The sequence below is a fragment of the Flavobacterium sp. NRK F10 genome (genome assembly GCF_024054235.1).
Taxonomy (GTDB): Bacteria; Bacteroidota; Bacteroidia; order Flavobacteriales; family Flavobacteriaceae; genus Flavobacterium; species Flavobacterium sediminis.
In genome coordinates this window covers 93,294-117,336 of the sequence record NZ_JAMXLC010000001.1, presented here as the reverse complement: position 1 = coordinate 117,336, position 24,043 = coordinate 93,294, and the positions used below count along the sequence as shown (strand labels likewise).

The following is a 24,043-nucleotide window of genomic DNA, read 5'->3' as shown; positions in this document are numbered from 1 at the left end:
TGTTTGTACCAAAAGTAATCAAGTAATTTTCGATTCTTCTTCAAAAAGAAAATTAAATCATAGGTTGTATGTTTGATGATTTATTGGTGTTATTAAAAAATCAAGAATTGTTTGAGGGATTTTTACATTATTTCTTACTAATAGCATTGTTAATATTATTCTTGTTTAGATTTCTGATAAGATCAAAAGAAGGAATCAGATTTTTAACGATTTCAGCATATTTAATACTAATCATTTATGTAAGTTTGATTTCAGGAAGTGCTTTTATAAGTGGTGATTATAGTAGAATATGGGGATTAGGGGGATATTTCATATTTTTTTACGGAATTAGTACTGTTCCCAAATTTCTAAAATGGTATGATGGAAAAATAGATAAATGGAATTAGAAATAGGAAGATATAGTGTAGTGTTAAAATGATAATTAAAACTGTTTAGTAGTAAACACGGAATATAAAAATAATGAAATTAACCGTTTTAGGCTGTTATGCAGCAACTCCGAGAACTTTAACGAATCCTACTTCCCAGCTTTTTGAAATCAAAAACCAGATGTTTTTGATTGATTGCGGAGAGGGAACTCAGGTGCAACTTCGTAAACATAAGATCAAGTTTTCCCGGATTAACCATATTTTTATTTCGCATTTACATGGTGACCACCTTTATGGACTGATCGGATTGATCTCTACTTTTACACTACTTAACAGAGTTAACGATCTGCACGTTTACGGTCCAAAAGGGATTAAGGAAATTATACTTTTACAACTGAAAGCTTCAGCTTCCTATACAAGTTATAATCTTTATTTTCATGAATTAGAATCTAAAGAAAGTGAGTTGATCTATGAAGACGATCATGTAACGGTGAGAACGATTCCTCTGGCACATCGTATATATACAAATGGTTATCTTTTCCGGGAAAAGAATAGCCAGCGAAAGATCAATATAGATGAGGTTAAAAAATACGATATTGATGTATGTTATTATCAAAAGATCAAGAACGGAGGAGATGTAGTTTTAGAGGATGGAACTGTTGTAGATAATAAGTTGTTGACTTTTAACCCGGAACCGGAGAAAAGTTACGCTTTTTGTAGTGATACGGTTTTTAATCCCGGAATGGTTCCTTTAATCAAAAATGTAGATGTATTGTATCATGAATCTACTTTTTTAGAATCAGAAGCTCATTTAGCAGAAAGAACTATGCATTCTACGGCTATACAAGCGGCAACAATAGCAAAAGAAGCTGAGGTTAAACATTTGGTTTTGGGGCATTATTCTACACGTTATGCTTCTATTGATGCCTTTAAGGAAGAGGCTGAGGCTATTTTTCCGAATGTGTTATTAGCGGATGACGGTATTTCGTTTGATTTCTAAAGACTATCACTAGTTGTTACTATTTCAGTCTGGTCAGAAGTATTGTTTTGTACGGAGTCCTGCAGTGATACCACCGGAATATGCTTACGTTTAACAGGAAAGTAGTATTCAATTGTTTCAGAGACCGTTCCTTTTGAGTTTATTTCTTCTTTATGAATTTCCAGCCATTTAAATTCCTTTTCATCAAAAGTATACTGGTTTTTCTCTAAATATTCTTTTGCTTTAGTAAAAACTTCGTTTTTAAAAGAAGGGTTTCCTTTAAAGGTTACTTTGAGTGCTTGAAATTCATTTAGTTTGGCAGCATCTATTTTACTGTTTGTGGTTGTAATAATCTCTTCGGTTACCGGATAACAAGTGGCAAATCGGTTATATTTTGAATTTTGGTACACTAAAACAAAAGGTTGACCATTTGTTTCAATATTATTTTGTTTTACAAAAAGAGAAACTTCAACTTTGCTCTTTGAAAAGGCTTTTTGAAAATCTGATAGTGCTACGGAATCTTTTTTAAACACATAATTCGTTTCATGTTTAGTAATGATCCCGGTAACTGAAACCTGATGAAATAAAATTGCATCAACAATTTGCTTATTAATTTCCTGAAGCGCATTTTGTTGCTTGTTCCTGAAGAAATTTTCAATACCTCCGTTAAGTAAAGCAACTACTTTCCATCGGAAACTTAAATCTCCCGATATGTGCCAGGAAATATCTGTTTTTTGAGAATCAGAATTCGGAGTGAAGTCCCATTTACTTGTACCCTGGATGCCATTGTAATTCATTTTTTGGACAAGGGAGTCATTTTGGTATCTTTTAGCAAGAGAAAAAGAACCTTTTGTATTTTCGTTGATCCATTTGAACGAATCGTTCTCTGTAGTAAAAGTATTTTCTGTATTGGATTCAAAACGGTTAAACCAAGACTTCCATTTGGAGCCGTCAGAAACAAATTGAGAAACCGAATCTTTAGGGTGATTGACTGTAAAGGAAGTGGTGACTGAAAAATGCTTAGGTTGTGTGGTAATGAAAACCACAAAGGCAACACCAAGAAGTGCTAATAATAAAATGATATATTTAGCAATTTTCATTTAGACTAACAAAATAGTAAATTAGGAGGGCATCCAAATATAAAGAAATTATTCTTTAATATAAAACTTAATAAAGAATAAAAAAGCTATAAATAAAAGAAACCCGATCAGAATCCAGTAAATTCCTCTATATTGGTTTTTCATTTCTTTTAAGTCTTTTCTGTAAACGTAGATCATTGTTGCTATGAAGGCAATTACAAAAAATATAGCGAAATAAATTTGGCCGGTTGAAAACATTGGGAAAAATTTTTCACAAAAGTACGCAAAAGCATTAATCAAATCTATATTTTTATCGGAATAAAAAAGTTAAGAACATGAAAAAACAGTTAAGCTCAGTACAGATCTTTCACGAATCGTTCGGATTAGGAATAAGCTCTTTACCAAAAGCAGATTTAGGAGAATCTATTAATCTATTGCGGTATAATTTGATGAAAGAAGAAAATGAAGAATATTTTGAAGCCGTTCAAAACGGAGACTTGATTGAGATAGCAGATGCTCTTGGCGATATGCTTTATATTTTGTGCGGAACCATTTTAGAACATGGTTTACAACATAAGATCGAGGACGTTTTTGAAGAGATTCAGCGTAGCAATATGAGTAAATTAGGAGAGAATGGAAAACCGATCTATAGAGAAGACGGTAAAGTAATGAAAGGTCCTAATTATTTTAAGCCGAATATTAAAGAAGTATTGGACTTATAAAGAAAACAGTCTCGATGTAAAAACGCATTGTCTTGTGTCGAGACTGTTTTCATCGGAAACTAAATTTTTACAGTCCAGTTGAAAGTGTCATCTGCTACTTTATTTTGAATATTGGTAAGCTTTTCTTTTAAATATAAAGCGTACGATTTTTCAACTTTAGGCAATTCAAAATATTCGTCTTTATAAGCAAAACCGGCAATAGGATTTACTACTGCTGCAGTTCCGGCTCCGAAAATTTCTTTTAACGAACCGTCTTTGGCTGCTGCAACTAATTCATCAACCAATACTGATCTTACTTCAACATTGATATTTTCTTTTTTAGCCAGTTCGATCAGACTTTTTCTTGTAACGCCATCCAGAATTCTTTCACTCGTAGGCGCAGTATATAAAGTATCATTAATACGGAAGAAAACATTCATTGTTCCGGCTTCTTCTAATTTAGTATGAGTAGCATCATCAGTCCAGATAATTTGCTGGAATCCTTTTTCGTTAGCTAATTTTGTAGGATAGAACTGTGCGGAATAATTACCGGCAGCTTTTGCAGCACCGATACCACCGTTAGCGGCTCTACTGAAATGATCGGCAATAACTACTTTTACTTCACCGGAATAATATGATTTTGCCGGCGACAGAATGATCATAAATCGGTAGTTGTTAGAAGGAGAAGCAATAACTCCTGAGCTTGTTGCGATCATAAACGGGCGAATATATAAAGATTTTCCGTCACCACGTTTTACCCATTCTTTATCAATTTGGATCAATTTTTTTAATCCGCCTAGAAAAACCTCTTCCGGAACTTCCGGCATAGCCAAGCGAACAGCGCTTTTGTTGAAACGGGCAAAATTTTGCTCCGGTCTGAAAAGCCATACATCTCCGGCTTCATCCTTATACGCTTTCATTCCTTCAAAGATAGCTTGCCCGTAATGGAAAACTCGTGCAGACGGTTCAATAGTGAATGGCGCGTATGGCATAATTTCAGGTTGCTTCCATTGGCCGTTGACAAAGTCACAAACCAACATGTGGTCTGTGAAAACATTACCAAAACTTAAATTTTCAAAATCAATATCATTAATTTTTGAACGCTCAGTTAAGTTGAGTTTGATGTCCTCGAGAGTTTTAATTTCCATTAGTTCTTATATTAAAAATTGTGTGTTTCAAAAATAAACAAAATATCCTTTAATTTTACGTGTAAAATTAAGAATTTAATAAAATAAACAATGTTTTTTTATGAATAGTAAAAAATAGGTTTAAATTTATTGGTTTTGAGTGATTTGTTGATATTTTTTTACGAATTCCTTTTGTATATTGTCGTATATAAATAATTTTACAGAAAATCAGAGAATCAATAAATTTTTTGCAAAGATAAGTAATTATGAAGAAAAATGTATTAGCTTTTGGCATTCTTTTGACCTTGTTAAGTTGCGGTAAGGACAAAAAAGAAGAACAAGTAACAGTGGTTGAAGAGCCTAAGGTAGAAGTAGAATATGCTGTTTTCGGCGATTCAATAACGTCTGAAGGAGCAATTTCCGCTCATGAAATGATGGAAAAATTCAGTAATTTAAAAGAAGGAGACACTGTAGATGTTAAATTTCAGTCTTCTATTCATGAAGTATGTCAAAAGAAAGGTTGCTGGATGACATTAGGACTAGAAAATGACAAAGAAGCTTTTGTGAAATTTAAAGATTATGGTTTTTTTGTGCCCAAAAATGCTCAGGATAAAGATGTCGTGGTTAACGGAAAAGCTTTTGTAAGTGTAATCAGTGTGGATGAGTTGAAACATTATGCAAAAGATGAAGGAAAATCACAAGCTGCCATTGACAGCATCACAGAGCCGGAAGTTACCTATTCTTTTATGGCTGATGGTGTTTTAATCCATAAATAGGATGAAGAAAGTAGTTTTTAGTTCTCTTTTAATCGTGGGATTAACTTTTTTTCAGTCTTGTAAAGAAGAAGAAAAAAAAGAAACGGCAGATGCCAAGACAGCAGAGTGTACATCAGATTCTTCTAAAAATGATGATGGATTTGATATGTATGAGATGAGTGAAATGGCTGCTTTAATGGAACAGATGTATGTTGATAACCAACGTTTAAAAGAAAGAATCCTGAAAGGGGATACCATAGGAAGGTTTCCGCAGCATTTTATGCGTATACACGAAGCCGTTTTAACGGATGAAACCGATAAGGATCAGTTTTTCAATGAACAGGCAAAAAAGTTCATAGAAGCACAAGAACTTATTTATAATGATCCTGAGAATGCTAAAGAGCATTTTAATAATGGAATTGACGCATGTATCAAATGTCACGAAGTGAAATGCGGAGGACCTATTCCGAAGATCAAAAAATTATACATTAAATAAGAGTAAAAAGTTTAAGAGTAATTCTTAAACTTTTTTGTTTTTACAGAACATTCTGATTATGAATCGAAAGATTATCACGACTAATGATGGCTCAGTGACCATTCATATTGAAGACTGGAATGAAAGCTACCATTCTAAACATGGGGCAATACAGGAAGCTTATCATGTTTTTATCAAGAACGGTTTGGATCTGTTTTCAGAAGAAGCTGCTATTTTAGAAATAGGCTTTGGTACAGGATTAAATGCTTTTATAACCTATTTAGAGCATAACAAAAGGAAGCTAAAGATCAATTATGTAGGCGTAGAGGCTTACCCGGTTTCAGTTGAAGAAATATCACAGCTTAATTATGTATCCCAATTGGATGCTGACCAATACAAAACTATTTTTGATCGCATGCACGAATCAGCATGGGATAAGCCGACGACTATTGATGAAACTTTTTCTTTAACGAAAAGACAACAATTTTTTCAAGATATAAAGGATGAAAATACGTTTGATTTGATTTACTTTGATGCTTTCGGATTCAGGGTTCAACCGGAGCTGTGGGATGAAGCTATTTTTGAAAAAATGTTCAAAGCTTTAAAACCTAATGGTATTTTGGTAACGTATGCATGTCGGACGAGTATTAAAAAAGCCATGCTGGCATCAGGGTTTAAAGTAGAAAAACTGCCCGGAGCACCAGGTAAACGAGAAATGTTAAGAGCCTTAAAATAAAAAATTATGTTTTTTTTAAGATTTTTTTAATGAATATAATAGTAAATGTATTCTAAAAATTATTATTTTTGAAATGCGTTCTTACCCCATGTTTAACCAATATATCCTAAAAAAGTATGTCAAGATCAATGTATTCGTACACTAAATCTATACTTGAAAGAGTTAGTTTTGACCCTAGACTTTTTTGTAAAGAACTAGAAAAGGCCGTTAAAGTTTTATTACCGTATGAAATTGAGCAATTAAGAGATTGGTTACTACAATTTACAAAAGAAAAGCCAGAGTTGAGGCAGTGTTTAATATATGTAAACTAATAATATAAAAATATAAGAAAAGAGTGGTATAACCACTCTTTTTTATTTTAGTTTAGGACTTATGATTTCTACATCATGAAAGGCAATAGCTCCTTTGATCACACCCGATATGGTATTGCGGAGTGCTTCTATAATATGTATTTTAAGTTCGTTTTTAGGATAAATCAAACTCACTTCTCTGGCAGGTTTAGGATCTGTAAAATCGCGAAGTTTAGCTTTATTCTTCTCATTAAGGTCAATCGTATGTAGGTATGGCAAAAGTGTAACCCCAAGGCCTTCATCAGCTAATTTGATCAAGGTTTCAAAGCTTCCGCTTTCTAAATGAAATCCGCCTTCTTCTAAAAACTTATTGTTTTTACATAGATTTAAAATTCCGTTTCTAAAACAATGTCCATCTTGCAATAATAAGATATTATCGTCATTGAGATCGTTGATCTCAATTTCTTTTTTGTTGTAATTCTTATTGCTTTCAGGAATGTAGGCAACAAACGGTTCGTAGTATAAAACGATTTCCTTAATACTCTCTTCTTCCAGAGGAGTGGCGGCTATGGCACAGTCCAGGTGCCCGTTTTTTAACTTGGTAATGATTTCCTCAGTAGTATTTTCTTCAATAATCAAATTGACTTTAGGATACTTGTGGATGAAGTTATTCAGAAACATTGGCAACAAGGTCGGCATGATCGTCGGAATGATCCCTACTTTAAATTCTCCTCCTATGTAACCTTTTTGCTGATCGACAATGTCTTTTATTCTTCCGGCTTCATTGACAATGTTTTTAGCCTGAGTGACAATCTTTTCACCGACTTCGGTTAAGGAGATCGGTTTTTTACTTCGATCAAAGATGATAACATCCAGTTCTTCTTCTAATTTTTGGATTTGCATGCTCAAAGTAGGTTGGGTAACAAAACATTTTTCGGCAGCGAGGGTAAAATTTTTATGTTCGGCAACAGCTAAAACATAGTGAAGTTGAGTTATGGTCATCTTTAATAAATTATTTTGATGCAAATATAATAACTATCAATTCAGATTATGGGAAAAAAGTGTAAAAAATCGTAAATTTGAATGTAATTAAAAAAGGACAAAAAATTATGAAAACAAACACATTAGGCTTACCTATTAAAGAAACGGAAAAATTAATTGAAGATCTAAATACTTTACTTTCTAATTTTCAGGTATATTATCAAAATTTAAGAGGTTTACATTGGAATATCAGAGGAAAGCGCTTTTTTGATTTACACTTAAAGTTTGAGGAATTGTATAATGACTCTCAAGTAAAGATCGATATGATCGCAGAGAGAGTTCTGACACTCGGGGGAACTCCTTTACATACTTTTTCAGATTACTTGGAACATAATCGTTTAAAAATAGGGAAAAACATTTCTAAGGATGTTGAGGCCGTACAATTAGTAATAGAATCGTTAACGGATCTGTTAAAGGTAGAACGTGAAATTTTAAACGCATCCGATGCAATTGATGATGAAGGAACCAACTCTATGATGAGTGATTTTATAAAAGAGCAGGAAAAAACCATCTGGATGCTTAAAGCCTGGATGGAAGAAGAAATTTAAAAGAAGGAACCACGCAATCAGCGTGGTTTTTTTATGTATTTTTATTAGTATTTCTGCTGATAAATTCTATATTTGTGCTATGAAGTGTTTGACCAAAATAGTTCTTCTTTTGTTTTTTATCTTTCTGATGACTCCAACTGTAGTTAGTATTTTAGATAGAAAAGCAGACACTTCTTATTTTTACAATATGGCAGAAGAAGAAGAAAACCACGTTTCTTTTGAAGCGATTAATGTATCTTCTCAATTGTTTATTAATTGCGAATCTGTTTCAGTTAGCTGTTCTAAGAACAACCTTTTTCTGAACAGGAACGAAGTGATCCTTGAATCGTTATCAGCTCTTATATTTTTACCGCCTCCCGAATTATCATAATATCTTTTCAAATTGTGTAAACTTCAACTTATAGTATTTGAAGTAGAGTTTAATTTGTAAAATATATTTATGAACAAAGATTTATTTTCTAATATCAGAGGAGATTTATCCTCCGGATTAGTAGTTTTTTTAGTAGCATTGCCTTTGTGTTTAGGGATTGCGTTAGCTTCGGGAGCACCTCTGTTTTCGGGAATCATATCCGGAATCATAGGAGGCATTGTAGTCGGAATATTTAGCAACTCTAATTTAAGCGTATCCGGTCCGGCAGCCGGTTTAACAGCAATAGTAATGAATGCCATTATGGATTTAGGTTCATTTCAGGTATTTCTTGTAGCTGTTATTTTAGCCGGTTGTATACAAATCCTGTTAGGTTATATCAAAGCGGGAGCGCTATCCAATTATTTTCCGACCAGTGTGATCGAAGGAATGCTGGCTGCCATCGGAATAATTATTATTCTGAAGCAAATTCCGCATGCCTTTGGTCATGATATAGACAATGAAGGTGATTTTTTCTTTATAGAAAAATCAGGGCATAATACATTCGATACTTTAATAGAGTCCATTAACTATATCCATTTAGGCGCTTTATTGATTTCAGTGATCTCTGTAATCATCTTAATAGCATGGGATAAAGTTTCTTTCTTAAAAAGAATCAAATTATTACCCGGGGCATTGGTAGTGGTGGTTGTAAGTATTGTTCTGAATGAGATGTTCAAAGGTGCCGGTTCTCCTTTGGCAGTAGTGAATGAAAGCCATTTGGTAAATTTACCGTCATTCACGGAAATTCAAGAGGGACTTTCTTTGCCTAAGTTGTCTGCATTTCTGAATCCTAAAGTTTGGATGGTAGCGGTTACAATTGCTATTGTAGCTTCAATAGAGACCTTGTTGTGTATTGAGGCAACAGATAAACTGGATCCATGGAAACGATTCACAAATACCAATAAAGAACTAAAAGCTCAGGGTATCGGTAATGTTATCAGTGGTTTTTTAGGCGGTTTGCCTATGACCTCAGTAGTGGTTCGATCTTCAGCAAATATCAATTCCGGTGGTAAAACTAAAATGGCAACGATCTTTCACGGAATTTTATTGTTGTTGTGTGTTCTGGTTATTCCTTCTGTTTTAAATCGTATTCCTCTGGCTGCTTTGGCTGCTGTATTACTAATGGTGGGGTATAAGCTGGCAAAACCTTCGGTTTTTATGCATTTATGGAAAAGCGGTAAAACAAGATTTATTCCTTTTTTCGTTACTGTAGTAGCCGTAGTAGGGATCGACCTTTTAAAAGGAGTGGCAATAGGTTTATTTGTCAGTATATTATTCTTATTGTATGAGAACCTGAAAGTAGCCTATTCATTTAACAAAGAAAATTACAAAGAAGGAGATATCATCACGATTAAACTGGCACAGGAAGTTTCTTTTTTGAATAAGGCTGCTATTAAAAAAACATTGAGCCAAATTCCGGAAGAATCAAAGTTAATTATTGATGCTTCTTTGACAACGTATATCGATTTTGATGTTCAGGAGGTTATTAAGGATTTTGTAGAAGCTGCCGAAAATAAAGAAATAGAGTTGACTTTAATAGGTTTTAAAGAGCATTACAATATTAAGAATTCACAGTCCGGAAGAATTGATATTGAAAAAGAAAATAAATGAGTTCTAATCAGAGCAAAACATGACAGAGTTTTATAAAAAAATACTGGAGAATAATAAAGAATGGGTTGAAAGAAAATTGCAGATCAGCCCGGATTATTTTAACAATTTAGCAGATGGACAAAAGCCACCGTTATTGTGGATCGGCTGTTCAGATAGCCGTGTTCCGGCCAATGAGATTATAGGGGCAGAACCGGGAGAGGTTTTTGTACATCGCAACATAGCAAATATGGTTCTGCATACCGACATGAGTATGCTGAGTGTACTGGATTATGCAGTTAATGCACTGAAGATCCAACATATTATTGTATGTGGACACTATGGTTGTGGTGGCGTGAAAGCAGCTATGACCAATAATTCCATCGGGATTATTGATAACTGGATCAGACATATTAAGGATGTTTATCGTTTTAATAGAGCGGAACTTGATGCTATTGCTGATGACAGAGAACGTTTTAATCGTTTTGTAGAGTTGAATGTTAAGGAGCAGGTATTTGATCTGGCCAAAACCTCTATCGTTCAATCTGCATGGAAAAAAGGACAAGATTTAAGTATTCACGGGTGGGTCTACGGATTAAATTCCGGATATGTTACCGACCTGGGATTGAACTTCAGCTCTAATGATGATTTGGATGAAGTGTATAAATTACAATTTTAATCTTCCAGATTTTCATTAAAAGAGGAGGGTAGAAGCTGAGGTATATATTTAATTAGAATTGGTAATAAGATTCCTCCTCCCGGAAGTAAAAAAATGGTCAAAGACGGTATTGTTTTACAAATGTCAAGTAGCTGTTTTTTTACTTTCTTTTTTTCTGTTTCATCTAGTTCGCGAGAGGTGGATTGCAGGAGTAAAATCATAAGTTCTTTGCTTTCACTTATTTCTTTGATCAGTCTGTTTTTATTGCGAATGATAAGCTTAGTAACCGTTTTATTCGTTTGGTCGTAAAAGTGTTTAACCGGATTAGAATAATTGAAATAAGGAATTTCTTCTTTGTATTTTGAGATAAATTGATCAATGTTTTGACAACTGTTATCTAAATTGATATGTTCTAATTGTAAACGGATAATGATCTCATTTAAGAACTGAAGTTCTTTTGATTCTAATTTTTCATCATTCCACAGCGCCATTTCGGTTAGGTCTAAAAGATATAAACGTTCAAGGATGTGCGGATAATCCTGAAAGTTCAGTTTTTCTAAACTGCTTTCTTCAAATTCCGGAGATTTAGTATAGCGAAGCGAGTTTTCAAATAGTTTAATGATCAGTTCATCATATTTGGTTTTGTTTTGCTTTACATTCAGAGCTAATGATACTATTTTGATACAGCAAAGCTCAAAATCTTTGATATATTTCGCTGAAAAATGATTTTTAGCTTTCAGATAGTTAAAGAAAGCTAAAACATCAATAAAAAGCAAAGCATTAGTAATAATATGAGAAAAGTTCTTACTGATAAAGTTTGCATTGGTCTGTATCCTGTCATTAATAATCACTTCCAGTTTGGAACTATTATTAGCAGAGGGGAGAATGTTCTTTAAAAAAATATAATTTTCGTGCTGAACTTCTTTATAGAAGTTTTTGGCCGTTTTGATAAAGTTTTTGCTATCGGTATCACCGGTTACTAAAGTGTAAACATAATACAAAGAAGTTAACAGTCCTACCTTAGTGATTTCGTCCTGAGAAAACTTTTCGATAGGATAGCTTTCTTTTAAGTTGAACGATATGGTATAGCCATAAATGAAGCCCGACTCTCTGACGGTTTTGTAGAAAGAGGTGAAACTTCCCTTGAAATCGATGAAATTATTCTCGTTTTCATGGAAATATTTATCAATCCAACCTGATATAGAGGGGTTTATCATATTATGAAAATGTTGAAACAAAAATAAAAAAATCTTGCGGGGAACAAATTAAATGTTGAAAACTATTTTTATCTTGCTATAAAATAACGCCCATGAATTTCGCTATTATCATCACTATATGTGTTTTACTTTTATTAGCTTATTTATTTACTATTACTTCTTCAAAGACAAAGATACCTTCGGTTATCTTATTATTGCTTTTAGGTTGGGTAGTAAAACAAGCTACAGAAGTGATCCATTTAGTCACTCCGGATCTGGAGCCGCTTTTAGAATTTTTCGGAACAATCGGTTTGGTGCTGATCGTTCTTGAGGGATCTTTAGAGCTGGATCTGAACAAGCGGAAATTACCTTTTGTAGCGAAAACGGTTGTGACGGCAATATTACCTTTGATCATTACAGCCTTTGTTATCGGACACTTTTTTTATTATTTTTTAGATGCAACTTATAAAGAGGGCTTAATTAATGCAATTCCTTTGTGTATCATCAGTAGTGCAATTGCTATTTCCAGTGTGGGGAATTTAGGTGTATTTAACAAAGAGTTTGCTATTTATGAAAGTAGTTTGTCAGATATTCTCGGTGTTCTGTTTTTTAATTTTTTAGCGCTTAATACTGTGATCAACCTTGAAACTCTCGGGAATTTTACCTTAGAGGTTTTCTTAATGTTACTGATCTCATTTATAGCAACAGCATTTTTAGCATTCTTGTTGAGCAGGATAGACCACCATGTGAAATTTGCTCCGATTATTTTATTGATCATATTGATCTTTGCAATTTCTGAGATATACCATTTGCCGGCATTGATTTTTATTATGTTATTCGGTTTATTTCTTGGAAATTTTGACGAGTTAGATCGTTTTAAATTCATTCAGAAGCTAAAACCTAGAACATTGAACCGGGAAGTAGTTAAGTTTAAAGAACTGATAGGAGAGGCCGCTTTTTTAGTTCGTTCACTGTTCTTTTTATTGTTTGGCTTTTTAATGAAAACGGAAGATATATTAAATCCTAATACGCTAGAGTTGGCTCTGGGAATTGTAGCATTGATCTACTTGGTCAGAGCGATTCAGCTAAAAGTGTTTAAAGTAAAATTAATGCCGTTATTATTTATTGCTCCTCGAGGGTTGATCACGATCTTATTGTTCTTGAAAATCCCTTTGGAGAGTAAGATTCCTTTAGTCAATAAAGCATTGATTATTCAGGTTATTGTTTTGTCGGCTCTGGTTATGATGATAGGGTTGATCTTTGACAAAAAAGATAAGGTACAGGTAGAAGAAGAACCCGTAGATGAAGAAAAAAGTGAGGTACTTCCTTAACATAAGAAAGGCTGCTCTAAAGCAGCCTTTACTTTTAACAAACTAAACCAAAATGTTGCTGTAATTAATAACAGTATTGGTTTTCTGAAATTAATTTAGCAGCAATTTTGTCTCGTAACGCTACCACATTTGGCATGTTTACATATTTTGTAAAACGGCGTAATCCCATTAACATCATGCGTTGTTCATCACCTTCTGCAAAAGAAACGATTCCTTCTTTTCCTCTTTTAGTAATGATATCTACAGCATTGTATAAATACAATTGAGCCATTGCAATTTGTTCCTGAGCTTTCTCTTCGCCTACTTTTTTAACTAATTTTTCAGTTCTTAAAATTGTGCTTTCTGCCATGTAAATTTCAATTAGCATATCAGCAGCAGCCATTAATAACTGTTGGTGTTTGTCTAATTCTTGTCCGAATTTTTGAACTGCCGCACCGGCAACCATTAAGAATGATTTTTTCAATTTTGCGATCATTTCTTTTTCTTCTGCAAAAAGTTCGGTGTAATCCGGAGTATCAAATGAAGGAATACCCATTAATTCTTCGGCAACAGCCATAGCCGGACCTAATAAATCAACGTGGCCTTTCATTGCTTTTTTGATCAACATACCTACAGAAAGCATACGGTTGATCTCGTTTGTACCTTCATAGATACGAGCAATACGAGCATCTCTCCAAGCACTTTCCATTGGAGTGTCTTCAGAGAATCCCATACCACCGAAGATCTGAATACCTTCGTCAGAACAGTTTTGGATATCTTCAGAAACTGCTACTTTTAAGATTGAACATTCTATAGCAAATTCTTCAACACCTTTTAGTTCAGCTTCCTGATGTGAATTTCCCTCACTTTGTCTGATCTCGATACGTTTCTGAATGTCGGCAGCAGCACGATAGGTTGCACTTTCTCCGGCATAAGCAGAAGTTGCCATTTCAGCTAATTTCGCCTGAATAGCACCAAAACTAGAAATAGGTGTTTTAAACTGAATTCTTTCATTGGCATATTTTACAGATTCTGTAATGTTTCTTCTTTGAGCATCTAAACAAGCCGCTCCAAGTTTAATACGACCAACGTTTAAGGCATTCATAGCAATTTTGAAACCTTCACCGCGACCTGCTAACATGTTTTCAACCGGAACTTTAGTTTCGTTGAAGAAAACCTGACGGGTAGAAGAAGAGCGAATACCTAATTTGTGTTCTTCATCACCCAAAGAAATTCCGTTTGAAGGATCGTTCTCAACAATAAAACCGGTAATGTTCTTATCGTCTTCAATACGTGCAAAAACGATAAATAAATTACAGAACCCGGCATTAGATATCCACATTTTACCTCCGGTAATTTTGTAATGTGTTCCGTCTTCAGATAGAACAGCTTTAGTTTTTCCGGAATTAGCATCAGAACCGGCACCCGGCTCTGTTAAACAGTAAGCGCCAAACCACTCACCGGAAGCTAATTTCGGAACGTATTTTTGTTTTTGTTCTTCTGTACCGTATAAAGTAATCGGCATTGTACCGATACCAGTATGGGCTCCGAAAGCGGTAGAGAATGAACCTGTTGCTCCTGAGATGTAATCACATACTAATACGGTATTTACAAATCCCATTCCCATTCCGCCGTAAGCTTCAGGAACAGCAACGCTTAAGAATCCAAGTTCGCCCGCTTTACGCATACACTCTTCAGTAAAAGCGTAATCTTTTTTCTCAAAACGCTCTTTGTTTGCCCATAGTTCTTTGTCCACGAATTCTTTTACAGAATCGCGCATCATGATTTGCTCTTCCGAGAAATCTTCTGGTGTGAAAATAGCATCACACTTTGTTTCTTTTACTAGGAATTGACCTCCTCTTAGAATATCAGCCATCTTTATTTGTTTTTTTATTATTTTTATTTTAAAAATTCATAGATTGCAGCAGCACCTTGTCCGGTACCTACGCACATTGTAACCATTCCGTATTTGTTATTGCGTAAGCGCATTTCATCAAATAATTGAACTGCAAGTTTTGCTCCTGTACAACCTAGCGGATGACCTAAAGCAATAGCTCCTCCGTTTACATTGATAATTTCAGGATTCAGATCTAATTCGCGAATTACGGCTAAGGATTGAGAAGCGAATGCCTCGTTCAATTCGATTAATTCAATGTCAGATTGTTTTAATCCGGCTTGTTTTAATGCTTTCGGAATAGCTTTTACCGGTCCGATACCCATAATTCTTGGTTCAACTCCGGCAGCGGCATAGTTTACTAAACGGGCAATTGGTTCAAGGTTCAATTCTTTTACCATTTCCTCACTCATGATCAGTACAAAAGCGGCACCGTCACTCATTTGAGAGGAGTTCCCCGCTGTTACGCTACCGTCAGCAGCAAAAACAGGACGAAGTTTAGCCAATGCTTCAATAGAAGTTCCTGCTCTTGGTCCTTCATCTTTTGAAACGGTATAAGAATTAGTTTCTTTTTTTCCTTTTTCATTTACAAAAGTATGCTCAACGGTAATCGGAACAATTTGTTTGTCAAATTTACCATCAGCCTGTGCTTTTAAGGCTTTCATATGTGAATTATAAGCAAATTCATCTTGGTCTTCACGAGAAACGTTGAATTGATTAGCAACTGCTTCAGCCGTTAACCCCATTCCCCAGTAATAATCTTCGTGTCCCTGAGCCGCTACTTTATAATCCGGGGTAGGTTTGTAACCTCCCATCGGAATGTAACTCATACTTTCAGCTCCTCCGGCAATGATACAATCTGCCATTCCAGATTGGATCTTAGCAGTAGCCATAGCGATAGTTTCAGAACCTGAAGCACAGTATCTGTTAACTGTTACCCCCGGAACGTCTTCAATTTTTAATCCCATTAATGAAATTAAACGACCTACATTCAAGCCTTGTTCTGCTTCCGGCATTGCATTACCTACAATCACGTCATCAATACGAGTTTTATCAAAATTCGGTAACTCGCTCATCATGTGCTCAATAGTTTCAGCAGCCAATTCATCCGGTCTTTTAAAGCGGAAGACTCCTTTTGGGGCTTTTCCCACTGCTGTTCTATATGCTTTTACTATATATGCTGTTTTCATATTGTTTGTTTTTAAGAGAAATAAAGAAAGAAGAAAGAGAAAAGACAAAGCTTGTATCTTACTTCTTACGTCTTGTTTCTAAATTTAATTTCTTAATGGTTTACCTTTAGTTAACATGTATTGGATTCTCTCAAGCGTTTTGCGTTCTCCTGTTAAACTTAAGAAAGCTTCACGTTCTAGGTCTAATAAATATTGTTCTGTTACTAATGTTGGTTCTGACAGATCGCCTCCGGCCATTACATAAGCTAATTTGTTAGCGATTTTCCTGTCATGCTCAGAAATGTATTTTCCGGCTTCCATACTGTCAGTTCCTACTAAGAACATACCTAAAGCTTGTTTACCTAATACTTTGATATCTTTGCGATGAACAGGTTGTGTATAACCTTGCTCTGCCATTTGTAAAGCAATCTGTTTAGCTGTAGCAATCTGACGGTCTTTATTAACCACAACTATGTCTCGTCCTTTCAATAAAACTCCGGTATCAAAACCTTCGTAAGCAGAAGTTGCTACTTTGGCCATACCTACGGTTAAGAAATATTCTTGTAAAACATTCAATTCAACATCATTTTTACGGAAAGTATCAGAAGCTCTTAAAGCCATTTCTTTTGAACCACCTCCGCCAGGGATCACACCTACACCAAATTCAACTAAACCGATATAGGTTTCTGCAGCAGCAACAGCTCTGTCAGAATGCATAGTCAGCTCGCAACCGCCACCTAATGTCATACCATGTGGCGCGGCAATAACCGGGATGGCAGAATAACGGCATCGCATCATAGTATCCTGGAACATTTTGATCGCCATATTCAACTCATCATATTCTTGTTCCACTGCCATCATGAAGATCATGGCTAAATTAGCACCTACAGAGAAATTAGCATCCTGGTTACCGATGACTAATCCGTTATAGCCTTTTTCAGCCATATCGATAGCTTTGTTGATGCCTTGAAGTACACCGGCACCAATGGAATTCATTTTGGATGTAAATTCTAAGTTTAAGATTCCGTCTCCTAAGTCCGTAATGATACTTTCGCTGTTATTCCAGACTTTTTTACTTTCACGGATGTTATTTAAGATAATGAAAGCATCTTGTCCGGGAACTTTTTCTGCCTTTTTAGAAGAGATAGAGTAGTAGTAAGTAGCTCCGTCTTTAACTGAATAGAAAGAAGTAGTTCCGGAAGCTAACATTTCTGTTACCCAAGCAGCCGGTTCGTATCCTTCAGCTTTCATCATTTCAATTCCTTTCTCTACACCGATAGCATCCCAAATTTCAAATGGTCCGTTTTCCCATCCGAATCCGGCTTTCATAGCATCATCAATTTTGTAGAAATCTTCTGTGATCTCAGGAACTCTATTAGAACAGTAAGCGAATAAACCTGAGAAGTTTTTGCGATAGAATTCTCCTGCTTTATCTTTTCCACCTACTAAAACTTTAAAACGTTTAATAGGCTTGTCAATTGCTTTAGTTAGATCTAATGTAGCGAAAGAAGCTTTTTTGCTTGGGCGGTATTCTAAAGTATCTAAATCTAATGAAAGGATGTCTTTTCCTTCTTTTTTGTAAAAACCTTGTTTTGTTTTGCTTCCTAACCATTTGTTTTCCATCATGGTATTGATGAAATCAGGAAGTTTAAATAATTCGTGAGCTTCGTCGTTAGGACAGTTGTCATAAATTCCGTTAGCTACATGAACTAATGTGTCTAAACCAACAACATCGACTGTACGGAAAGTAGCTGATTTGGGACGACCGATAACCGGACCTGTTAGTTTATCTACTTCTTCAATGGTTAAGCCCATTTCTTTAACTTGGTGGAAAAGGCTCATAATTCCATAGATACCGATACGGTTTCCGATGAATGCCGGGGTATCTTTGGCTACAACAGAAGTTTTGCCTAAGAATTTTTCACCGTATCCGTTTAAGAAATCCAATACTTCCTGTGACGTTTTCGGTCCCGGAATAATTTCAAATAATTTTAAGTAACGAGCCGGATTAAAGAAGTGTGTTCCGCAGAAGTGCTGTTGGAAATCTTCGCTTCTTCCTTCGCTCATAAAGTGAATCGGAATACCGGAAGTATTTGAGGTAATCAATGTGCCTGGTTTTCTATATTTTTCTACTTGTTCAAAAACTAATTTCTTGATATCAAGTCGCTCTACAACAACCTCAATGATCCAATCAACATCAGCTATTTTTGCCATATCATCCGTAGTGTTTCCGGTGGTAATTCTATCGGCAAAACTTTGGTGATAAATAGGAGAAGGTTTTGATTTCAGAGCATTTGTTAAATGCTCGTTGACAATTCTGTTTCTTACGGCTTTACTTTCTAGGGTAAGACCTTTTTTTTGTTCAGCTTCTGTTAGCTCTCTCGGAACAATGTCTAAAAGTAATACTTCGACACCTATGTTGGCAAAATGGCAAGCAATACCGCTCCCCATAATTCCCGAACCTATAACAGCAACTTTTTTGATGTTACGTTTCATATTTTTTGGTTGTTTTTATTATTTGTTATCTTCTTTGTTCTCAAAAATTTTCTTTTCCGAAATTAATTCATTGATTACTTCGGCTACTTCAATAAAATGTTGTAATTGTTCTTCATTGACATGAGCTTTAATAACTTCATTAAATTGTAGAACGGTTGATTTTGACAGTTCTCTTTTTTCCTTGCCTTCTTCTGTTAAGTGTACTAAAACACCTCTTCCGTCACTGGGATTTTTTTTTCTGTAAATCAGCCCTTTTTCTTCCATAGATTTTAAGGTACGGGTTAAGCTGGTTGCTTCCATTCCCATTCGCGGACCTAATGCGGTGGAAGGGGAACCGTTATCTTTATCTATAGTCAACAAAGCAAAACCGGTAGCCATAGAAGCTCCGTATTTGTTAGCTTCTTCATTATACATTCGGGCTACAGCTTGCCAAGTGGCTCTTAGTATATAATCTATTGTTTTATCTTTCATCTATTGTTTTTTACTAAAACGTTTTCAAATATAAAAAAAAATACTATGCATGCATAGTATTTTTAGAAAAATTTAATATTTTTTTACTTTTTTTAATGTTATGGTAAAATTAGTGCCCCTAAATTGGTTTCTGTGTTAGCCATGACCTCAATATTTTGAATTGTTAAAGATGTCAAAGGCGCTTCTGGAGTGATACTAATTGTATAAGTTCCGGGTGCTAATCCTAATAGTTGAAATTCACTGTTTTCGTCAACAATTGTTGTGAATTCTTCTCCTGTTGCGGAAATTGCAGTAACAGTAGCATTGATTCCGGTTGTAGAAATGGATCCGCTTACGGAACCGGTAATCTGTACATTGACCTCGCGTAAAACCGGTTTTAGAGAGTAAGAACCGTTTCCTTCAACGACAATTGAACTGTGTGCATCAAAATCAATTAGAATAGTATTCTGAACATTAGCGTCCAATTCTTGATTGACCAACAATTTTAAACCTGATTGTTGAGCACTGGGAGTACTTAGCGGATAGGTTTGTCCGTTGACAACAATGCTGTTGTTTTCTCCTAAAATTAATCGAATTTGTGTGACATAGGCACTTTGTATTTCGTCAGATGCAATTTCAACAGTAATACCATTTGAAAGTTCTAACAAATTGTAAACCTGTGCTTCAGTTTCTAAGTCATAAGTTGCTCCGTCTGAAGTTTTAACTTCTACTCCCTGAACATCAATATATACTGCATCATAAGGAGCAGGAGCATCGGTCATTTTTACATTATAACTATACGATTGTGCTTGTGAGTCATCATCATTACAAGAAATGAATAATAGTGTTGTTGCTACGCTTACAAATAAAAATAACTTTTTCATAGAAATTGTTTTTTATGTTAACAATACAAAGGTCGTGTGAAGTACTTTATATTGCATTATAATATTTTTTGGTTTTGTTATACAATTCCCAGAAAAAGTTATTTGCTAAATATTATTGGGGATTATAGATCTTTTGGTATAAATCTTTATATTTTTCCAATATAATTTTACGTTTCAATTTCATAGTAGGTGTCAGGTGACCGTCTTCGACTGACCAGATATCAGGGGTTAATTCAAATTTCTTGACTTTTTCCCAATTACCGAATCTTTCATTATAATGATCTACTTCTTCCTGAAATCTTTTTATGACATCGTCATTTTTACAGATATCACTGTTGGTCGTACCGATGTTTAAGTCCTGATGTCTGGAAGCCCATTCTTTGACAAAGTCAAAGTTAGGTTGTATGAATGCCGCCGGCATTTTTTCGCCTTCTCCAATAACCATGATTTGTTCTATAAAACGAGACTGTTTAAATGTGTTTTCCAGAATTTGAGGCGCAACATATTTGCCGCCTGAAGTTTTAAACATTTCTTTTTTACGATCTGTTATCTTCAGAAAGCCTTCTGTATCAATTTCTCCGATATCCCCGGTATGAAAATAGCCGTTTTGTAAAGCCTCATTTGTTTTTTCTTCGTCTTTGTAATAACCTGTCATAACGTTAGGTCCTTTACAAAGAATTTCACCGTCTTCTGCTATTTTTACTTCAACACCATTTAATACTTTGCCGACAGTTCCTACTTTGAAACCTTTGTTTCGCATATCGTTTACTGAAATAACGGGTGAAGTTTCGGTTAATCCGTAGCCTTCCATAACCGGAATTCCGGCTGCGGTGAAAACCTTTGTTAAACGAGGTTGTAAAGCAGCGCTACCGGAAACTAAGAGTTTTAATTCACCACCTAAGGCTTCTTGCCATTTAGAGAAAATTAGTTTTCGGGCAATTTTTAACTGGAATTCATACCACCAACCGTTTTCTTCGTAAGGTTTGTATTGGATCCCTAAGCCGGTAGCCCAGAAGAATAGTTTCTTTTTAATGCCTGTCAATTCAGCACCTTTGGCATATATTTTATCGTATACTTTTTCTAACAATCTCGGAACAACGGTCATTACATTCGGATGAATCTCTTTTAGGTTATCGGAGATCTTATCGATGCTTTCAGCAAAGTAAACAGAAACTCCGAAGTATTGGTACAAATAGAGGATCATTCGTTCAAAGATGTGGCAGATAGGAAGAAAGCTCAATGCTTTAAAATTACCGGGAGCAAAAGGCACGCGTTCTGCACTCATAAGAACGTCGGAAACGATATTCTGATGGGTAAGCATTACACCTTTAGGGCGCCCGGTTGTTCCTGAAGTATAGATAATAGTTGCTAAATCTGTCGTTACGATCGAATCTTTCCGTTTTTCAACTTCTTCCTGATTGCTAACGTCTTCTCCTAAAGTCAAAAGTTCATTCCAATTCTTACAACCGGGAATTTCATTATACGAATAGATTTCTTTTAAGGAAGAAACATTCTTTTTAATGGAATTGATCTTTTCAAATACTTCTTCGTCGGAAATAAAACAGTAAACCGATTCTGAGTGGTTTAAAATATATTCATAATCTTCCGCGGAAATAGTAGGGTAAATAGGAACAGTTTGTGCCCCGGTTTGTAACACACCTATGTCGGTAATATTCCATTCTGTTCTGTTAGTCGATGAAATGATGGCTATTTTTTCATTTTTTTGGATTCCTAACCGTACTAATGCCCGGGAAAGTTTATTGGCTTCGTCAATGTATTTTTGAGTAGAGGTTTTTATCCATTGTCCATCATATTTGGTTACCAAAGCATCTTGTAAATTGTACTTTTGAAGTTGGTAATATGGAAAATCAAATAAGCGTGTTATTTCGTTCATTTTTTAATTATTTCTATATTGCAAATTAATGAATTTGTATTTTAAACCCAAATTTTTTTGTCAATACATAATTTAATTAACATTTTTTTGAAATAACATTTACAGCTTGTTTATAAATTTTATGAAATAAAAAAAATCTACAGTTTAATTACTGTAGATTTTGTCGTATAACTCTTTGTATTGTGCTAATATTTGTTTTCGTTTGAGTTTCAGAGTAGGGGTAAGCTGACCACCTTCAATTGTCCAGATGTCAGGGGTTAATTCAAATTTTTTGATCTGTTCCCATTTTCCGAATTTAGGATTAATCGAATCTAAAACTTTTTGTACTCTTGCTATTACTTGTGGATTTTGAGCAATTTCAGCATTGGTATTACCAATTTGAATTTGTTTGCGTTCTGCCCAGTTTTTTACAAATTCAAAATCGAGTTGTATAAAGGCTGCCGGCATTTTTTGTCCTTCGCCAATTACCATGATCTGCTCTATGAATCGAGATTGTTTGAAATCATTTTCCAGAACTTGTGGAGCAACATATTTTCCACCGGAAGTTTTGAACATTTCTTTTTTACGATCTGTAATTTTTAAGAAGCCTTCAGAGTCAATTTCCCCGATGTCTTCGGTATGAAAATAGCCGTCTTTGATCATTTCAGCTGTTTTAGCCTCATCTTTGTAATATCCCATCATTACAATTGGACCTTTACAAAGAATCTCACCGTCAGCAGCAATTTTTACCTCAATGTTATCCAGTGGCTTTCCGACCGTTCCGATTTTGAAACCACCATTTCTCATATCATTTACAGCAATAACCGGAGAAGTTTCAGTTAATCCGTAACCTTCCATAACGATCATTTTACTAGCTGTAAAAACACGGATCAAGCGGTGTTGCAACGGAGCACTTCCGGATACGATAATTTCTAAATTGCCTCCTAATCCTTCTTTCCATTTGCTTAGGACTAATTTATTAGCAATGGCTAATTTTAATTCATATAACCAACCGTTTTTTCTGTAAGGTTCGTATTGTTCACCGATTTTTACTGCCCAGAAGAACAATGCTTTTTTGATACCGCCAAGTTCTGCTCCTTTTTCGGTGATCTTATCGTATACTTTTTCTAACAATCTAGGAACAACAGTCATTACATTAGGTTTTACTTCCTTAATGTTGTCGGCTATTTTATCAATGGATTCGGCATAATAAATTGCAATTCCGGAGTATTGATAAATGTAGGTTAGTACCCGTTCAAAGACATGGCAAATGGGTAAAAAGCTCATGGCTCTGCTTTCTCCTAGTTTTAGTGGAACTCTTTTGAATGATCCTAAGGCATCACTTACTAAATTTTCGTGGGAAAGCATTACGCCTTTAGGTTTTCCGGTAGTTCCGGATGTATAAATAATGGTGACTAAATCTTTAGTGCTAACATTATTTTTTGCTTCTTCAACTTTATCCTGATTGGATGAATTTTTACCAAGGTTGACTAACTCTTCCCAGTTTTTACAACCCTGAACTGAATCAAAAGAATAGATATCTTTTACAAATGGAAGCTTATCCTTAATAGAATTTAGTTTCTGGAATAAAACTTCATCGGAAACGAAACACAATTCGGCTTCTGAGTGGTTAAAAATATAGTCAAATTCTTCTAAAGAAATAGTCGGGTAGATAGGTACGGAAACAGCACCGATCTGTGAGATCCCGATGTCCATAATGTTCCATTCGGTTCTGTTATTAGATGAAATTAAAGCAATTTTACTTCCTTTTTTTATTCCTAAATCCAGTAAGGCTCTGGAAATAGCATTAGCCTTTTCTATATATTCAGCAGTGGAAGTTTTAATCCAGTTTCCGGCTACTTTAGTTACAAAAGCATCATTAAGATTGTACTTTTCCAATTGGTAATATGGAAAATCAAATATTCTGGTAATTTTATTCATTTTTTCAGAAAATTAGTGGCTGCAAAGTAAGAAAAATATATTTATTTGGGAGCTTTTTTATTATTTTCTTAGAGTAAAAG

General features: G+C 34.9%; 23 protein-coding genes. 12 read left to right on the top strand and 11 right to left on the bottom strand.

Going from position 1 to position 24,043, the window contains the following annotated elements:
- Positions 1 to 68: 68 nt before the first annotated feature.
- Together NHF50_RS00470 and NHF50_RS00465 are read left to right on the top strand one after the other, a co-directional pair.
- Entirely contained in the window at positions 69 to 386 is a 318-nt protein-coding gene (locus tag NHF50_RS00470) for a hypothetical protein (RefSeq protein ID WP_252774657.1), read from the top strand.
- A gap of 73 nt (positions 387 to 459) precedes the next feature.
- Complete coding sequence (locus tag NHF50_RS00465) at positions 460 to 1,365, top strand: ribonuclease Z (RefSeq protein ID WP_109567885.1); 906 nt, start codon at positions 460 to 462, stop codon at positions 1,363 to 1,365.
- Here the strand turns inward: NHF50_RS00465 and NHF50_RS00460 are convergent.
- Positions 1,362 to 2,444, bottom strand: a complete 1,083-nt coding sequence (locus tag NHF50_RS00460; protein ID WP_252774656.1) for a hypothetical protein — start codon at positions 2,442 to 2,444, stop codon at positions 1,362 to 1,364. The genes NHF50_RS00465 and NHF50_RS00460 overlap by 4 nt on opposite strands.
- Positions 2,445 to 2,758: 314 nt before the next feature.
- Here NHF50_RS00460 and NHF50_RS00450 point away from each other — a divergent pair, with 314 nt between their 5' ends.
- Positions 2,759 to 3,145 carry a MazG nucleotide pyrophosphohydrolase domain-containing protein gene (locus tag NHF50_RS00450; RefSeq protein WP_109567882.1) on the top strand — a complete coding sequence of 129 codons (387 nt, stop codon included), beginning with the start codon at positions 2,759 to 2,761 and terminating at the stop codon, positions 3,143 to 3,145.
- A 59-nt stretch (positions 3,146 to 3,204) separates the two neighbouring features.
- Here the strand turns inward: NHF50_RS00450 and NHF50_RS00445 are convergent, their stop codons facing one another.
- A complete protein-coding gene (locus NHF50_RS00445) occupies positions 3,205 to 4,272 on the bottom strand; it encodes a branched-chain amino acid aminotransferase (RefSeq protein WP_109567881.1) in 1,068 nt (355 codons plus the stop codon).
- A 245-nt stretch (positions 4,273 to 4,517) separates the two neighbouring features.
- Between NHF50_RS00445 and NHF50_RS00440 the strand changes: the two genes are divergently transcribed.
- The 4 genes from NHF50_RS00440 (at position 4,518) to NHF50_RS00425 (ending at position 6,528) form a co-directional block, all read left to right on the top strand.
- A complete protein-coding gene (locus NHF50_RS00440; protein ID WP_109567880.1) occupies positions 4,518 to 5,027 on the top strand; it encodes a DUF4920 domain-containing protein in 510 nt (169 codons plus the stop codon).
- Between the two features lies 1 nt (position 5,028).
- Positions 5,029 to 5,502: a hypothetical protein gene (locus NHF50_RS00435; protein WP_109567879.1), complete on the top strand. Its 474-nt coding sequence runs from the start codon at positions 5,029 to 5,031 to the stop codon at positions 5,500 to 5,502.
- 58 nt (positions 5,503 to 5,560) lie between these two features.
- Positions 5,561 to 6,217 (top strand): tRNA (5-methylaminomethyl-2-thiouridine)(34)-methyltransferase MnmD, encoded by a 657-nt coding sequence (mnmD, locus tag NHF50_RS00430; RefSeq protein WP_252774655.1) that lies wholly within the window; start codon positions 5,561 to 5,563, stop codon positions 6,215 to 6,217.
- Positions 6,218 to 6,333: 116 nt separating this feature from the next.
- Positions 6,334 to 6,528 carry a hypothetical protein gene (locus NHF50_RS00425; RefSeq protein WP_109567878.1) on the top strand — a complete coding sequence of 65 codons (195 nt, stop codon included), beginning with the start codon at positions 6,334 to 6,336 and terminating at the stop codon, positions 6,526 to 6,528.
- A 42-nt stretch (positions 6,529 to 6,570) separates the two neighbouring features.
- On the opposite strand, the gene NHF50_RS00420 is transcribed toward NHF50_RS00425, so the two are convergent.
- Positions 6,571 to 7,509: a LysR substrate-binding domain-containing protein gene (locus NHF50_RS00420; protein ID WP_109567877.1), complete on the bottom strand. Its 939-nt coding sequence runs from the start codon at positions 7,507 to 7,509 to the stop codon at positions 6,571 to 6,573.
- 107 nt (positions 7,510 to 7,616) lie between these two features.
- Between NHF50_RS00420 and NHF50_RS00415 the strand changes: the two genes are divergently transcribed.
- The 4 genes from NHF50_RS00415 (at position 7,617) to can (ending at position 10,771) form a co-directional block, all read left to right on the top strand.
- Positions 7,617 to 8,096: a Dps family protein gene (locus tag NHF50_RS00415; RefSeq protein ID WP_109567876.1), complete on the top strand. Its 480-nt coding sequence runs from the start codon at positions 7,617 to 7,619 to the stop codon at positions 8,094 to 8,096.
- Positions 8,097 to 8,205: 109 nt separating this feature from the next.
- Positions 8,206 to 8,466, top strand: coding sequence for a hypothetical protein (locus NHF50_RS00410; protein ID WP_146193342.1), 261 nt, complete (start codon positions 8,206 to 8,208; stop codon positions 8,464 to 8,466).
- Positions 8,467 to 8,535: 69 nt separating this feature from the next.
- On the top strand, positions 8,536 to 10,116 hold the full coding sequence (locus NHF50_RS00405; RefSeq protein ID WP_252774654.1) for a SulP family inorganic anion transporter: 1,581 nt from the start codon (positions 8,536 to 8,538) through the stop codon (positions 10,114 to 10,116).
- Between the two features lie 19 nt (positions 10,117 to 10,135).
- Positions 10,136 to 10,771: a carbonate dehydratase gene (gene can, locus NHF50_RS00400; RefSeq protein ID WP_109567874.1), complete on the top strand. Its 636-nt coding sequence runs from the start codon at positions 10,136 to 10,138 to the stop codon at positions 10,769 to 10,771.
- Here the strand turns inward: can and NHF50_RS00395 are convergent.
- Positions 10,768 to 11,967: an LETM1-related biofilm-associated protein gene (locus tag NHF50_RS00395; protein ID WP_109567873.1), complete on the bottom strand. Its 1,200-nt coding sequence runs from the start codon at positions 11,965 to 11,967 to the stop codon at positions 10,768 to 10,770. The two genes, can and NHF50_RS00395, sit on opposite strands and share 4 nt — an antisense overlap.
- Before the next feature lie 92 nt (positions 11,968 to 12,059).
- On the opposite strand from NHF50_RS00395, the gene NHF50_RS00390 reads away from it, so the two are divergent.
- Positions 12,060 to 13,277: a cation:proton antiporter gene (locus NHF50_RS00390; protein ID WP_252774653.1), complete on the top strand. Its 1,218-nt coding sequence runs from the start codon at positions 12,060 to 12,062 to the stop codon at positions 13,275 to 13,277.
- 64 nt (positions 13,278 to 13,341) lie between these two features.
- Here the strand turns inward: NHF50_RS00390 and NHF50_RS00385 are convergent, their stop codons facing one another.
- The 7 genes from NHF50_RS00385 to NHF50_RS00355 form a co-directional block, all read right to left on the bottom strand.
- Positions 13,342 to 15,132, bottom strand: coding sequence for an acyl-CoA dehydrogenase family protein (locus tag NHF50_RS00385; protein ID WP_252774652.1), 1,791 nt, complete (start codon positions 15,130 to 15,132; stop codon positions 13,342 to 13,344).
- Positions 15,133 to 15,155: 23 nt separating this feature from the next.
- Entirely contained in the window at positions 15,156 to 16,340 is a 1,185-nt protein-coding gene (locus tag NHF50_RS00380) for an acetyl-CoA C-acyltransferase (protein WP_109567870.1), read from the bottom strand.
- 84 nt (positions 16,341 to 16,424) lie between these two features.
- The gene (locus tag NHF50_RS00375) at positions 16,425 to 18,815 is read right to left on the bottom strand and encodes a 3-hydroxyacyl-CoA dehydrogenase/enoyl-CoA hydratase family protein (protein WP_252774651.1); all 2,391 of its coding nucleotides are present in this window, start codon (positions 18,813 to 18,815) and stop codon (positions 16,425 to 16,427) included.
- 18 nt (positions 18,816 to 18,833) lie between these two features.
- Positions 18,834 to 19,286 carry a MarR family winged helix-turn-helix transcriptional regulator gene (locus NHF50_RS00370; protein ID WP_109567868.1) on the bottom strand — a complete coding sequence of 151 codons (453 nt, stop codon included), beginning with the start codon at positions 19,284 to 19,286 and terminating at the stop codon, positions 18,834 to 18,836.
- A 98-nt stretch (positions 19,287 to 19,384) separates the two neighbouring features.
- Positions 19,385 to 20,149 carry a DUF4382 domain-containing protein gene (locus NHF50_RS00365; protein ID WP_252774650.1) on the bottom strand — a complete coding sequence of 255 codons (765 nt, stop codon included), beginning with the start codon at positions 20,147 to 20,149 and terminating at the stop codon, positions 19,385 to 19,387.
- Between the two features lie 112 nt (positions 20,150 to 20,261).
- Complete coding sequence (locus NHF50_RS00360; RefSeq protein WP_252774649.1) at positions 20,262 to 22,043, bottom strand: long-chain fatty acid--CoA ligase; 1,782 nt, start codon at positions 22,041 to 22,043, stop codon at positions 20,262 to 20,264.
- 144 nt (positions 22,044 to 22,187) lie between these two features.
- Complete coding sequence (locus NHF50_RS00355; RefSeq protein WP_252774648.1) at positions 22,188 to 23,963, bottom strand: long-chain fatty acid--CoA ligase; 1,776 nt, start codon at positions 23,961 to 23,963, stop codon at positions 22,188 to 22,190.
- Between the last annotated feature and the right edge of the window lie 80 nt (positions 23,964 to 24,043).

Coding starts and splice junctions, on each gene's coding strand:
- NHF50_RS00470 (WP_252774657.1), top strand. CDS start 69: ATGTTTGATGATTTATTGGTGTTATTAAAAAATCAAGAATTGTTTGAG.
- NHF50_RS00465 (WP_109567885.1), top strand. CDS start 460: ATGAAATTAACCGTTTTAGGCTGTTATGCAGCAACTCCGAGAACTTTA.
- NHF50_RS00460 (WP_252774656.1), bottom strand. CDS start 2,444: ATGAAAATTGCTAAATATATCATTTTATTATTAGCACTTCTTGGTGTT.
- NHF50_RS00450 (WP_109567882.1), top strand. CDS start 2,759: ATGAAAAAACAGTTAAGCTCAGTACAGATCTTTCACGAATCGTTCGGA.
- NHF50_RS00445 (WP_109567881.1), bottom strand. CDS start 4,272: ATGGAAATTAAAACTCTCGAGGACATCAAACTCAACTTAACTGAGCGT.
- NHF50_RS00440 (WP_109567880.1), top strand. CDS start 4,518: ATGAAGAAAAATGTATTAGCTTTTGGCATTCTTTTGACCTTGTTAAGT.
- NHF50_RS00435 (WP_109567879.1), top strand. CDS start 5,029: ATGAAGAAAGTAGTTTTTAGTTCTCTTTTAATCGTGGGATTAACTTTT.
- mnmD (WP_252774655.1), top strand. CDS start 5,561: ATGAATCGAAAGATTATCACGACTAATGATGGCTCAGTGACCATTCAT.
- NHF50_RS00425 (WP_109567878.1), top strand. CDS start 6,334: ATGTCAAGATCAATGTATTCGTACACTAAATCTATACTTGAAAGAGTT.
- NHF50_RS00420 (WP_109567877.1), bottom strand. CDS start 7,509: ATGACCATAACTCAACTTCACTATGTTTTAGCTGTTGCCGAACATAAA.
- NHF50_RS00415 (WP_109567876.1), top strand. CDS start 7,617: ATGAAAACAAACACATTAGGCTTACCTATTAAAGAAACGGAAAAATTA.
- NHF50_RS00405 (WP_252774654.1), top strand. CDS start 8,536: ATGAACAAAGATTTATTTTCTAATATCAGAGGAGATTTATCCTCCGGA.
- can (WP_109567874.1), top strand. CDS start 10,136: ATGACAGAGTTTTATAAAAAAATACTGGAGAATAATAAAGAATGGGTT.
- NHF50_RS00395 (WP_109567873.1), bottom strand. CDS start 11,967: ATGATAAACCCCTCTATATCAGGTTGGATTGATAAATATTTCCATGAA.
- NHF50_RS00390 (WP_252774653.1), top strand. CDS start 12,060: ATGAATTTCGCTATTATCATCACTATATGTGTTTTACTTTTATTAGCT.
- NHF50_RS00385 (WP_252774652.1), bottom strand. CDS start 15,132: ATGGCTGATATTCTAAGAGGAGGTCAATTCCTAGTAAAAGAAACAAAG.
- NHF50_RS00380 (WP_109567870.1), bottom strand. CDS start 16,340: ATGAAAACAGCATATATAGTAAAAGCATATAGAACAGCAGTGGGAAAA.
- NHF50_RS00375 (WP_252774651.1), bottom strand. CDS start 18,815: ATGAAACGTAACATCAAAAAAGTTGCTGTTATAGGTTCGGGAATTATG.
- NHF50_RS00370 (WP_109567868.1), bottom strand. CDS start 19,286: ATGAAAGATAAAACAATAGATTATATACTAAGAGCCACTTGGCAAGCT.
- NHF50_RS00365 (WP_252774650.1), bottom strand. CDS start 20,149: ATGAAAAAGTTATTTTTATTTGTAAGCGTAGCAACAACACTATTATTC.
- NHF50_RS00360 (WP_252774649.1), bottom strand. CDS start 22,043: ATGAACGAAATAACACGCTTATTTGATTTTCCATATTACCAACTTCAA.
- NHF50_RS00355 (WP_252774648.1), bottom strand. CDS start 23,963: ATGAATAAAATTACCAGAATATTTGATTTTCCATATTACCAATTGGAA.